Here is a 12,833-nt window from a genome sequence, read left to right as displayed (position 1 = left end):
TCTCACACCACGAAGCCGAGCTTCTTGTCCACGACATTGAGCAGGGGTTCGCCCCGGAAGTATCGACGTGCGTTGTCTGCGAACACCTCTGCGAGTCGCTGCTTCCACCCCGACGCGTCGCCGCTCATGTGTGGGGTGAGAATCACGTTCTCGGCCGTCCACAACGGATGGTCGGCCGAGAGCGGCTCGGTCTCGAACACGTCCAGCGCGGCACCGGTGATGTGTCCGCTGCCGAGATGCTTCAACAGTGCCTCGGTATCGAGCAGCTCACCGCGGCCCACGTTGATCACCCGCGCGCCGGGCTTCATTGCGGTCAACACGGAATCGTCGACCAAACCTCTCGTCTGTTCGGTCAACGGCGCAACCAGAACCAGGTAGTCGGCCCGTGCTACTTCGTCCGCCAGATCATCACTGGCGTACACGGTACCGAAGTCTCGGTCGCCTTCTCGTGCTGTTCGACCCACACCCGAGACCGACATTCCCACTGCACTCAGGAGAGCGGCGATGGCGCGACCGATCGCTCCGGTGCCCACGATCATCGCGTGTGCACCGTCGATACGTTCGGTCTCGCGGTGTTGCCAGATCTTCGAATGCTGCAGTGCACGTGAACGTTCGGAGTCCTTGGCGAACGCGAGGATCTGAGCCAGCACGAACTCCGCGATCGGTCGATCGAAGACGCCACGCGAATTGGTCACGACCACATCGGATTCCACCAGCTCGTCGAACATCAACGAGTCGACGCCGGCAGCGGCGATATGGATCCACTTCAGAGACCCGCAGCGCGGCCACGCGGATTCGACTGCAGGCGAGAAGAAATCCCACAGCAGCAACGCGTCGGCACCGTCGACTGCATCCGCCAGGGTGTCGGCCGTGGCGTACCTGACGTCGGCAACCTCCGCGACGGACTCTAGTCCGCCGGGAAGGTCGCCGGCGTGCAGAACGACGAGAACCGGTGCCACTTCTACTTCTTGTAGCCGACGAGCTCGACGCCGGACGCAGCGACCTCGTCGTCGTTGTCACCAGGGCACTGAGTTCCGCGCAGTGATCGCCCTGCCGTCTCGGGCATCAACAGAATCGGAACGAACGCGATGGCAGCCGCGATCATCATGTACCAACCCGGGATCAGGTTGGAACCGGTTCGGTCGATCAGGAACGTCAGAATCAGCGGTGCCGTACCGCCGAAGAGCGCCGTCGAGACGTTGTATCCGATGGCGAACGCTCCGTAGCGCACCTGAGTGGGGAACAGTGCGGGCAGTGTCGACGACACACAGGAGCACATGATGACCAGCAGCACTCCGAGGCCGAGGAGGCCGATGCTCTGGCCGATCAGTCCGGTGTTGATGATCAACAGGAACAGCGGAACGCTGAACACGAAGTACCCGACGCAGGCCGCCAGCAGCAACGGCTTTCGGCCCACCCTGTCGGACAGAGCACCGATCGGGTTGATGATCGCCATCATGATGATCATGATCGCCACGAGGGTGAAGTTGGACTGAGTCGTGCTGTGCCCCAACGTGTCGCTCAGGTACGAGGGCAAGAAAGTCAGCACCGTGTAGTACGCGATGTTGAGTAGCAGCACGAATCCCATCAGAATCAGGATCCGCTGCCAGTACGTCATGGTGGCCTTGAGTGAGGTGACGGCTCCGCCTGCACCCTCTTCGACCGTGCCGCCGTCTTCTTTCGCTTCGGCGAACACCGGAGAATCCTCGAGCCGGGTTCGCAACCACAGCGCAACGATGCCCAACGGGAGAGTCACCAGGAACGGGATTCGCCAGCCCCAGGCCTCCATGGTCTCGTCACCGAGCCCGACGTTGAGCAGGGTGCACAGGGTGGCACCGCCCACCGTGCCTGCGAGGGTGCCGAATTCGAGGAACGATCCGAAGAATCCGCGCCGCTTGTCGGGCGCGTACTCGGCCATGAACACAGCTGCGCCGCCGTACTCACCACCGGTGGAGAAGCCCTGCACCAAACGGCAGACGAGCAGCAGCAACGGTGCGGCGATGCCGATGGTGTCGAATGTCGGCAGCACACCGATCGCCGCCGTGGCCAACGTCATCATCGAGACGGTCAGTACGAGGACCTTCTGACGACCGATGCGGTCGCCGAGTGGGCCGAGCACGATGCCGCCGATGGGACGAATGATGAACGACGCGGCCAGCACGGCGAATGTGGAGAGCAGGCTCGCTCCCCCGTCCTCGGACGGGAAGAAGTTGGCGGCGATGTAGACGGCGAGATAGCCGTACACCGCGTAGTCGAACCACTCGACTGCGTTGCCGAGTGCAGATCCGCCGATGGCGCGGTGGAGAATCTTGGTCTCGTCCGGGCTCAGGGTGTCGGTACTGGGGGGATATCCGGTCGGCGATGCTGCCGACCCTGAATTTTCGGTCACGGTCGAAATACCTCTCGCTTTTGTGGACAAAGTGGAGCGTCGGTGTGGTACTTCGCAGCGTTCGACATTACGGCGATACAGAACATACGTTTCGGCCAACCCCCTCGTGCAGCGCTAAAGTCCTGGTAGTGCAGCAATTCTGGTGGCGATCAACGCGTACGCCCTTGCGCTGTCGGTCAATTGCCGCACGGCGACGGACTCGTCCGGCCGATGTGCTTGTTCTTCGATCTCCCCGGGACCGAGCACGACGGTGGGTATTCCCATCTGCTGTGCCACAAAACCACCATCGCACGATGCCGTCCAGATGTCAGTGGAACGGCCAAATCCGTTGTCCATAACCGATTGCACTGCGGTAGTGACCAATCCGTTGTTCACGCTGGTCAGAAAGCCCGGCATTTCCATCGCGATACCGATCTCGACATCGATACCGGACCCGGTGAGTTCCGCAGATTCGATGCGGGATCGCAGATCTCCTACGACTCGGGCGGCGCTCTCGCCGGGTAACAGACGGCGGTCGACGGTGACGACACACCGGTCGGCGACCATCGAGGTGCCCGTACCTCCCGCTATCGTCCCCACATTCCAGGTGGCCGGCCCCAGTTCGGGGTCGGGGTTCGCATCCAATTCCGCCTGGGAGCCCTCGATGATTCCGATGATGCGTGCTGCAGCAGAGATGGCGTTGGCTCCGTTGCGCGGCTGCCCCGCATGCGCGGAACGGCCCCGAACCTCGATCTCCAGGTTCGCCGCCCCTCTGCAGCCGTAGATGGTGACCAGATCCGTAGGCTCCGCCACCACGCAACAGCTGTACGTGCGGTGCTGAGGTTCGGCGACGAAAGCTCGGATACCGAGTCCGGTGTCCTCCTCGTCGACCAGGCACGCCAACGTCATGGGGTGCTCGTCCGCGAGACCGGAACGCAGGACGGCGGCCATGGCCGCCACCACCGCGGCCAGGCCGCCTTTCATGTCGCAAGACCCGCGGCCGACGATGCGACCGTCCCGAACCACGGCGGAAAAGGGATCGGTGGTCCAGCCCGTACCAGCGGGGACCACATCGGAGTGGCCCACGAACAGCACCCCTGGCCGCTTGTCGGATCCGATGGACACGAAGACGTTGGGCCGACCAGGAGCGACCTCGACGGTCCGAACATCGAAACCCAGTGCGCGACAGTGTTCGGCGAGGACCTTCGCGGTCTTCTCCTCGGTGTCCCCGGGATTCTCACCGCCCGCATCGATCAAAGCGGTTGTCAGACCGACAATTTCGTGCTCGTCGATCGAATCGAGAAGGGCACGTTCGGAACTCGTGACCGTCATCGAGTGGGATCGGAGGCGAGCAGGTGCTTGGACTTCTCCACTGCCACCGCCAGTCTTCTGATTCCCTCGTCGATGCGTTCGGGAGTCGACGAGGCGAAGCACAGGCGCAGCGAATCGTGGAATTTGCCGCCCACCGACAGTGCCGGTCCCGGGATGTAAGCCACTCCTTCGGCGAGCGCCGTCTCGAACAGGTCCTGAGTAGAGAAGTCGACGTCGTTGCCGCGCAACGTCGCCCAGAGAAAGAATCCGCCCTCGGGGTCGGTCGTCGACATCGAGTCACCGAAGTGTCTGGCGATGCTGTTCTGCATCGCGACCTTGCGCGGCAGGTACACCGACGCCAACGACCGAAGGTGCTCGTCGAGCAGTCCGCGCCGGATGTACTCGGCGACCATCCGCTGCGCAGGCAGGTTGGTGCACGTGTCCATTGCCTGCTTGGCGTTGACGATCAGTTGCCGCGCCTCGGGGGCGGCGTCCACCCATCCCACCCGTAGGCCGGGCGCGATCATCTTCGAGAACGTGCGCACGGAGAAGATCAACGGGTCGTTGGGACTGAGTGTGCCGAAACTGGGGATCGACTCACCCGAGAAACGGAGCAGACCGTAGGGATCGTCGTCGAGAATCACCGATCCCCAACGGTGTGCCAATTCGATGAGCAACCGACGGCGCTCGAGCGACAGGGTCACCCCGGACGGGTTCTGAAAGTTGGGGATCACGTAGATCATCTTCGGCAACCGCCCCGCGCGCTCGACGAGCTCGGGCAATGCCTCGACGATGAGACCGTTGCTGTCCATCGGGGCCTCGAGGATGTCGCCCCCGTAACTGAGTACGGTGGCGGTTCCGTTGGTGTACGTGGGACTTTCGACGATCACCAGGTCGCCCGGATCGACGAACAACTTGCACGCGATGTCGAGGCCCTGCATCCCGCCCGAGGTGATCACCACTCGCTCCTCGGACGTGGGCTCGCCCACCGACTCGAGGTAGGCGAGCAATGCGTCGAGAAGGCCGGGGTCACCCTCGGTGGCACCGTAGTCGAACGCGTCCGCGGTGAGCACGCCGGCGGCGATCTCGGTGAATGCAGCAGCCGGAACCGTCTCGGCGGCAGGAGATCCCATCGCGAAGCGCACGATGTCGTGTTTCTGCGCCGCAAGGAGCGATGTCGACGAATCGATCACCGATCCCACCAGCTTGTCGGTTCGCAGGGCCCACGGAATGCTGGGAGGGGAGCCTACGGAACGACCTTGTGTGGCAGGAGTGGAGCCTGCGGAACGACCTTGGGTGGATGCGGTCATGCTCACTCCTTCGTCAGTAGTTCTCGGGGGTATGCAGTGAAGGTTTCGAGGCCGGTCTCGGTGACGCGAACGGCCTCGGATACCTCGTATCCGTAGTCGTCCATCCACATTCCGCCGATGATGTGGAATGTCATGTTCTCGGCGAGCACCGTCTCGTCGTCGGTGCGCAGGCTCACGGTGCGCTCACCCCAGTCGGGTGCGTAGGCGATGCCGATCGAGTAGCCGATGCGCGACGGTTTGTGCAGTCCGTGCTTGGCCAGGCTGGTGTTCCACACCTGCGCCAGCTCGGTGGCGGTGACGCCTGCCTGCACGGTTGCGAGCACGTCGTTCAATGCTTCCCCGGTGGACTTGGCGAGGTAATCCAAACGCGGACTGGGCTTTCCGAGCACGATCGTGCGTGCCATCGGGATGTGGTAGCGCCGAAACACTCCGGCCAGTTCGACGACGGTGGTCTCGCCCCGCACGAAGGGTTGATGCGACCAGGTCAGGTGCGGGGTGTCGGCCCCGGCACCGGTGGGCAGCATCGGCACGATTGCCGGATGATCGCCGCCGAAGTCCGCGGTTCCCCGCACCTGTGCGTTCATGATGGCCGCGGCCGCGTCGCACTGCCGCTCACCCACCGAGATCGACTGGTAGGCCGCCGACATCGCCGATTCGCACACCTGTGCAGCACCGCGCATCAGGGCGATCTCCGCGGGCGACTTGACCACTCGCACCCAGTTGATGAGCTCGTAGGAGTCGGTGAATCGGTACTCGGGCAGCGACTTCACCAGAGCTTCGAATGCCTTGGGACTGAAGTAGTACGAGTCCATCTCCAGACCCACTTGGCCGTGCTCGAAGTTGTTCACCAGCCCCAGTTCGCGCAGCTTCGCGGCGACCCAGACGAAGGGATGAGTGTCCTTGCGCTGCACGAACGTTTCGGGGTAGCCGAACGTTCGATCCTGCGGCAGCCACGACGTGCGAAACGCGCCGTTGGCGTCCATTTCGCGGGCGAAGAAATACATGTCGCCCTCGAGCGGGACGTACAACATCTGCGGGGTGTAGAACGAGAGCGCGTTGTACCCGAGCAGGTAGTAGAGGTTGGCGGGATCGGTGACGATGAGTGCGGTGAGGTTCTGCGCTGCCATCCGCTCACGGACGGCAGCGAGCCGGGCGGCGTACTCCTCGTCGGTGAACGTGATCGGCGTGCTGTTCGGAACATCGGGGTACCGCGCCAGGCCGGGAGCGGCCCGTCCTGCGGTGTCTTCGGGTCCGATTGCGGTGACGTATGCGGAGTCGGATGAGTCGTTCACGGGCACCCCCTTCGATCGTGGAGATTTAGTAGATTGTTGACAATCAGGCTAGGCGCTTACGCCAGAGGTACGCAAGACTTCAGATGTAAATGCTGTGTTGCACGCCGAGCGATCTATCCCGGAGTGGCCAGAACCGAGTGTTCGGCATGCTCCTCGACCATCGCCCGGGTCAAGTCGTGGATGGCGGTGTCCATGTGCTCGTGTACGCCCTTTTCCAGTGCGTCCCAATCGGATCCGAGCAGAAGATCGACGATCAGTTGATGTTCCTCCACCAACGCCTCTGGCCGGTAGTACGCGGTTTCGAGGTTGGCCATACAGATACGCGCCTCCGCAGCGAGCGTGGCGTACATCCGCGACATTCGGCTGTTGCGCGTCGCTGCGACGAGGGCGGTGTGAAATGCGAGGTCTCGTTCGGCCAGACCTCGCCAGTCCGCCCGGTCGATGAACGGCTGCATCTGCATCACGATGGCAGAGAGCTCGTCGGCAGCGGTGATCAGCCGGCCGCGATCACCGTGTACCAACGTCCACGCAGCACCGACCTCGATCGCCGCACGGGACTCGTAGATCTCGGTGACATCGTCGCTGCTCAGTTCGACGACGAACACGCCCCGGTTGCGGTAGCTGACCAGTAGACCCTCTTGATTGAGGCGCTGGAGCGCCTCACGCACCGGGCCCCGCGAAATTTCGAGTTCGGCCGCCACGTTCGCCTCGTTGATCTGCTCCCCCGGAGCATAGGACCCGTCGATGATGCGATCGCGAATCTGGTCGGCAATCACCATCGACGTGTTGCGTGCGTCGATGGGCGTCAGTCTTCTCGAACTGGGCATGATCGAAAGCCTCCTTCAGCCTCGGGGAATGGCAAAGTATTTGTACTCCAGGAACTCGTCGATTCCGACTTTTCCGCCCTCGCGACCCAGCCCGGACTGTTTGACGCCACCGAACGGTGCCGCGGGGTTGGAGACCAGACCGGTGTTGAGACCGGCCATGCCCACCTCGAGCCGCTCCCCCATCCGTAGCGCCCGATCGATGTCCTGAGTGAAGACGTATCCGACGAGTCCCCATTCGGTGTCGTTCGCGAGCGCGATCACCTCGTCCTCGGTGTCGAACGGCACGATCGCCGCCACCGGCCCGAAGATTTCCTGCGACATCAGATCCGAATTCGAGTCGACGTCGGTGAGCACCGTCGGCGGGTAGAAGTAGCCGGGCCCGTCCGGTGCCGCTCCCCCGACGATCGCACGCGCGCCACGACCGAGTGCGTCGTCGACGAGTCTCTGCACCTTCGACCGGCCCGCATCGTCGATCAGCGGCCCCACCTCTGTGCCGTGTGCAGTACCTGCCCCCACCGTCAACGCACCCATACGCTGGGCGAGCTCGTCCGCGAACTGCGCTGCGACACTGCGGTGTACGAAGAATCGATTGGCTGCGGTGCAGGCCTCGCCCATGTTGCGCATCTTCGCAACCATCGCTCCGTCCACGGCGCGGCCGAGGTCCGCGTCCTCCATGACGATGAAGGGTGCGTTGCCACCGAGCTCCATCGAGGTGCGCATCACCGTCGATGCAGCTTGCTCGAGCAGGATCTTTCCCACTGCAGTCGAACCGGTGAAACTGATCTTGCGGGCCGCACCGCTGCTCATCCACGAGCCCACGACACCCGCTGCATCGGTGGTGGTCACGACATTGACGACGCCCGCCGGGACACCCGCGTCGTGCAGAATCGAGGCCAGAGCCAGGGCAGTGAGCGGAGTCTGTTCGGCCGGCTTGAACACCACGGTGCAGCCCGCCGCCAACGCCGGGCCGATCTTCCGGGTTCCCATGGCCAGCGGGAAGTTCCACGGAGTGACGAGGATGCACGGTCCCACGGGCGCACGGGTGACCACGATGCGGTTCTTCCCGTCTCCGGTGAGGGTGTGATCACCCGAGATACGCACTGCTTCTTCGGAGAACCACCGGAAGAACTCCGCGCCGTACGCCACTTCACCACGCGCGTCGGCCAGCGGTTTCCCCATTTCCGCGGTGATGATCGCGGCGAGTTCCTCCGACCGCGCCATGATCAATTCGTAAGCCTTACGCAGGATTTCACTGCGGGCACGGGGCGCAGTCGCGGCCCATTCGGCAGCGGCGTCGACTGCCGCAGCCATCGCATTCTCGGCATCGGTGATGCCACCGTCGGCCACCGTGGCAATCACGTCACCGCTGGCAGGGTCGATCACGTCGAACCGGGCAGCCGAGGCTGCGGCTGTCCAGACACCTCCGATGAACAGGTCGGTGGGGGTCGTCATGGGGGGTCGAGTGAGGCTGGTCGTCATTGCCGCGGTCCTTTCGTCGAACGTGGATCGAGTATTTGAGCCAGGTGCACGGACGCATCACTGGTCAGCTCACCGGTGAGTTGTCGCACCTGCATGTGGCAGCTGAATCCGTCGGTCAGAATCGGAGTGTCGGGCTCGGTGGCACGAACAGCCGGTGCGAGAGCCTGTTCGGCGACTTTCATGCTGAGCTCGTAGTGACTGCTCTCGAAGCCGAAATTGCCTGCCACTCCGCAGCATCCGGTGGCTTCCCGCACTGCCTCGACACCGACGGAGGCCAAAGCGTTGCGTTGGGTCGCGTTGCCGAACACGGCATATTCGTGGCAGTGGGTCTGGACCGTCACCGACGCAGGAACCTCGGCCGAGGGCACCCACCCCGCCGCGGCCTGATCGATCACCGCTCCCGCGAAACTCTGCACCCGCGCCGCAACCCTTCTCGCAGCAGCCGTCGGTACCAACTCGGGCATGTCCTTGCGGAATGCCGCGGCACAGCTCGGCTCGGTGACGACGATCGGCCGATCGGTACCGTCGTCGAGCGCAGCAACGGCTTTCGTGAGGTGCTTGCGGGCGGCCTTCAACTGGCCCGTCGAAATCCACGTCAGACCACAACACACGTCGGTCCGGCATTCGGTGCTGCGGCCGGAATCCTCGAGCACGCGCTGCGCCGCGCCCGCGACCTCGGGGCGAAAGCCCTGAGTGAAGGTGTCGACGACAAGCACCACGTCGGCGGCGCGGCCTCCGCCCATCCGTATTTCGTGAGCCAGTTCCTTCGCCGACGCGAAGCGCGGCAACGGCCGCTCGGTGGTCAGACCACCGAGTCGAGCCGCCAGTGCCGCGATGCGCGGGATGAGCAGACGGTTGAGCAGCGGTGCCGTTCGCTGCGTCACCTTCAGCCAGCGGGGCAACCATCCCAGCGAGTAGTGCGAGAGCGGTCGCAACCGACCCGCATAGTGATGGTCGAGAAACTCCGATTTGTACGTCGCCATGTCCACCCCGACCGGGCAGTCCGAGGAACAGGCCTTGCACGACAAGCACAGGTCCAACGACTCTGCCACGTCTTTCGAGGCCCACCCGTCGGCGACGGTCGGCGAGCTGCGCACCATCTCCTGCAGCACCCGGGCGCGGCCCCGAGTGGAATCCTTCTCGTCGCCCGTCGCTCGGAAGCTCGGGCACATGACGCCTCCGGAGGTGGTGCGGCACTTACCGACACCGACGCACGATTGGGTGGCGTGAACGAAAGGATCCAGATCCTCTCGCGTTCCGATCTGGTGCAGATCGAACGTCGTCTTCCACTCTCGTTGCGGAATACCCTGCAGCATCAGGTTGTCCATCATCGGCTCGGGCTCGGTGATCGATCCCGGGTTGAGAATGCTGCTGGGGTCCCAGATGCGCTTGAATCGCGCGAACGCGTCGAGCATGCGAGGCGAGTACATCACCGGCAGCAGTTCCGAGCGTGCCCGACCGTCTCCGTGTTCGCCCGACAGGCTGCCGCCGTGCTTGACGACGACCCGCGCTGCGGCGCGAAGGAAGTCGTACATCACCCGTCGCCCGGCGTCGGTGCGTTGATCGAACGTGATGCGCACGTGCATGCAGCCGGCACCGAAGTGGCCGTACATCACTCCCGTCAGTTCGTGCTCGGCCAGTAGCGAATTCAGGTCGGCGAGATACGCCGACAGGTTTTCCGGTGCCACGGCGGCGTCCTCCCACCCGCCCCAGGACTCGACTCCACTGGCCATCCGCGTGGCCAGGCCCGCTCCGTCTTCACGTACCCGCCACAGCGCTGTTCGATCGGCCGGGTCGGTGACGATGAGACCTTCCTTCAACCGTCCGAGCCGGCCGAGCTCCCCGAGCAGCCTTGCCGCTTTGTCCTCGACCTCGGCCGCGTCGGCCCCGTCGAGGTCGACGTACAGCCAGGCATTTCCTGCCGGCAAGCCGCGCACGGAGTCCGGCCCACGCCGGTACTCCATCGTCCGCACGATGTTGTCGTCGATCCCCTCCACCGCAGCCGGCGAAAATTCCAGAATCGCCATGACGTCGGCTGCAGCTGCGACCACGTCCTGGTAGCCGAGGCAGAGCAGCAACGCGGCAGGCGGTACGGGCACGACCGTGACGGTGACCGAGACGATCACTGCACAGGTGCCTTCGCTGCCGACCAACGCACGCGCGACGTCGAACCCGTTCTCGGGCAGCAGATGCGACAGATGAAATCCGGACACCTGTCGCGGAATGCGGCCCAGCTCGACCCTGAACAGCGCCAGATTGTCGGCCGCAAGTGTGCGCAACTCGTGCGAAATGCGTTCGGCCGCAATGCTTGCTGCCGCATCTTCGGCATGCACGGCCGACACGCCACTACGGGTGACCCGCAGTAGATGCCCCTCGGCTGTCACCACGTCCATCGCCACCGTGTGGTCCGAGGTGCGACCGTAGCGAACCGAGTGGTTACCGCATGCGTCGTTGCCGACTGCACCGCCCACCGTGGCGCGTGTTTTGCTGGACGGGTCGGGGGCGAACGTGAAGGCCCCCGACGTGCGTGTCACCAGCTCACGCTGCAACTCCGAAATCACGATGCCCGGTTCCACGACGGCGGTCCGCGAATCCGTGTCGACCGAGATCACCCGATTCATGTGACGAGAGAAGTCGAGCACTATTCCGCGGCCGATGGCGTTGCCCGCCATCGACGTTCCGCCGCCGCGGCCGATCACAGCGACTCCGGCCTCGGTGCACAGCGACACCACGGTGGATACGTCGTCGGCGCTGCGCGGGAACACGACCGCTGCAGGCGGAATTCGGTAGTTCGAGGCGTCGTAGGAATACTCTGCCAGGCGCCGAGGCGAGTCGTCGATATCGATCCCCGTCTCCCGCACTCGATGCACGAGTGCGGGGACATCGGATCGGATGGGCGCAGACGTCACAGCACGTTCTTCAGCGTTCGCGACAGCGCGTCGATACCCTGCCGCATCTCGTCGTCGTTCACGATCAGCGCGGGAATGATCCGGACCACGTTGCCGAGCGCCCCGCACGTGAGCAGCAACAGCCCTTCGTCGATCGCGCCCTGCTGTACGCGGAGGGCGGCGGCAGCATCGGGATTGCCTGCACTGTCGACGAATTCGAGCGCCTGCATCAGTCCGAGTCCACGTGCATCACCGATGGCCGAGTGCTCTGCCTTCAGTGCGAGCAGGCCGTCGAGCAGAACCTTGCCCTGGACGGCTGCATTGGCGACAAGACCCTCGTCGCGCACCACATCGAGGGTGGCGACGCCGGCAGCGGCGGCGACGGCGTTGCCGCCGTAGGTTCCGCCCTGAGAACCCGGCCATGCCTTGCTCATCAGCTCGGTCGATGCCGCGATGGCAGAGATCGGAAAACCGCTGGCGAGCCCTTTCGCGGTGATGACGATGTCCGGAGTGATCGACGAGTGCTGGTGCCCCCAGAATTTTCCGGTACGCCCCACACCTGCTTGCACCTCGTCGACGATCAGGACGATGCCGTGCGTGTCGGCGCGTTCCCGCAGTCCCTCGAGGAATTCGGGCGGCGTGGGCAGGTATCCACCGTCACCGAGAACCGGTTCGATGATGAACGCGGCGGTGTCGGCGGGGCTCGACATCGTCATCAGCAGGTAGTCGAGTTCCTTCAACGCGAACGCGACCGCGGTGTCCATGTCCCAGCCGTACCGGAACGCGTACGGGAACGGTGCGATGTGCACTCCCCCCATGATCGGCGAGAAGCCGGAGCGAAATTTGGTTCCAGCGGTGGTCAACGATGCGGCCGCTACCGTGCGTCCGTGAAATCCTCCGTGGAAGGCGATGATGTTGGGTCGCCCGGTTGCCATGCGTGCCAATCGAATCGACGCCTCGACGGCCTCGGAGCCGGAGTTGGCGTAGAACACGCTGTCGAGCCCGGCCGGCAGTACCTCGCCGAGTTTGTCGGTCAACTCCAGTAGCGGTTGGTGCATGACGGTCGTGTACTGCGCATGAATGATCTTGCCCACCTGCTCACGCGCGGCCTCGACCACGCGCGGATGGCAGTGCCCGGTACTGGTGACACCGATTCCAGTGGTGAAGTCGAGGTACTTGCGCCCGTCCGTACCGATGATCCAGCTGCCCTTTCCGTGATCGACGACGATCGGGGTCGCCTGCTTGAGTGCCGGGCTGAGGTGGGTACGAGTCGACGCTGTCATGACTGCCATCGTCACTCACGCCTTTCCGATTGTCAACAATCTGCAATTAGCATTTTTATCGAGCCGGACTCGTGG

General features: G+C 64.0%; 9 protein-coding genes. All 9 read right to left on the bottom strand.

Annotated elements, in window-relative coordinates; genetic code table 11:
* Window positions 1–2: 2 nt before the first annotated feature.
* The gene (locus tag CH294_RS19395) at window positions 3–959 is read right to left on the bottom strand and encodes a D-2-hydroxyacid dehydrogenase (protein ID WP_094738857.1); all 957 of its coding nucleotides are present in this window, start codon (window positions 957–959) and stop codon (window positions 3–5) included.
* A gap of 2 nt (window positions 960–961) precedes the next feature.
* The gene (locus tag CH294_RS19390) at window positions 962–2,389 is read right to left on the bottom strand and encodes an MFS transporter (protein WP_230592416.1); all 1,428 of its coding nucleotides are present in this window, start codon (window positions 2,387–2,389) and stop codon (window positions 962–964) included.
* Window positions 2,390–2,503: 114 nt separating this feature from the next.
* Window positions 2,504–3,700 carry a M20 family metallopeptidase gene (locus CH294_RS19385; protein ID WP_094738856.1) on the bottom strand — a complete coding sequence of 399 codons (1,197 nt, stop codon included), beginning with the start codon at window positions 3,698–3,700 and terminating at the stop codon, window positions 2,504–2,506.
* Entirely contained in the window at window positions 3,697–4,989 is a 1,293-nt protein-coding gene (locus tag CH294_RS19380) for a PLP-dependent aminotransferase family protein (RefSeq protein ID WP_249305393.1), read from the bottom strand. The genes CH294_RS19385 and CH294_RS19380 overlap by 4 nt, the downstream gene beginning before the upstream one ends.
* A gap of 2 nt (window positions 4,990–4,991) precedes the next feature.
* Entirely contained in the window at window positions 4,992–6,170 is a 1,179-nt protein-coding gene (locus CH294_RS19375; protein ID WP_170944802.1) for a Xaa-Pro peptidase family protein, read from the bottom strand.
* 224 nt (window positions 6,171–6,394) lie between these two features.
* Window positions 6,395–7,108, bottom strand: coding sequence for a GntR family transcriptional regulator (locus CH294_RS19370; RefSeq protein WP_230592415.1), 714 nt, complete (start codon window positions 7,106–7,108; stop codon window positions 6,395–6,397).
* A 15-nt stretch (window positions 7,109–7,123) separates the two neighbouring features.
* Complete coding sequence (locus CH294_RS19365; protein WP_037151033.1) at window positions 7,124–8,587, bottom strand: NAD-dependent succinate-semialdehyde dehydrogenase; 1,464 nt, start codon at window positions 8,585–8,587, stop codon at window positions 7,124–7,126.
* Window positions 8,584–11,496, bottom strand: a complete 2,913-nt coding sequence (locus tag CH294_RS19360; protein WP_094738855.1) for an FAD-binding and (Fe-S)-binding domain-containing protein — start codon at window positions 11,494–11,496, stop codon at window positions 8,584–8,586. Before CH294_RS19360 ends, CH294_RS19365 begins: the two co-directional genes overlap by 4 nt.
* Window positions 11,493–12,758, bottom strand: coding sequence for an aminotransferase class III-fold pyridoxal phosphate-dependent enzyme (locus CH294_RS19355; RefSeq protein WP_037151288.1), 1,266 nt, complete (start codon window positions 12,756–12,758; stop codon window positions 11,493–11,495). Before CH294_RS19355 ends, CH294_RS19360 begins: the two co-directional genes overlap by 4 nt.
* Window positions 12,759–12,833: the final 75 nt, after the last annotated feature.

It is taken from the genome of Rhodococcus sp. 14-2483-1-1, from assembly GCF_002259335.1.
GTDB lineage: Bacteria > Actinomycetota > Actinomycetes > Mycobacteriales > Mycobacteriaceae > Rhodococcoides.
The sequence above is the reverse complement of the archived record's forward strand: the minus strand, read 5'-3'. Positions and strand labels throughout refer to the sequence as shown.

Coding starts and splice junctions, on each gene's coding strand:
- CH294_RS19380 (WP_249305393.1), bottom strand. CDS start 4,989: ATGACCGCATCCACCCAAGGTCGTTCCGCAGGCTCCACTCCTGCCACA.
- CH294_RS19385 (WP_094738856.1), bottom strand. CDS start 3,700: ATGACGGTCACGAGTTCCGAACGTGCCCTTCTCGATTCGATCGACGAG.
- CH294_RS19365 (WP_037151033.1), bottom strand. CDS start 8,587: ATGACGACCAGCCTCACTCGACCCCCCATGACGACCCCCACCGACCTG.
- CH294_RS19370 (WP_230592415.1), bottom strand. CDS start 7,108: ATGCCCAGTTCGAGAAGACTGACGCCCATCGACGCACGCAACACGTCG.
- CH294_RS19355 (WP_037151288.1), bottom strand. CDS start 12,758: ATGACAGCGTCGACTCGTACCCACCTCAGCCCGGCACTCAAGCAGGCG.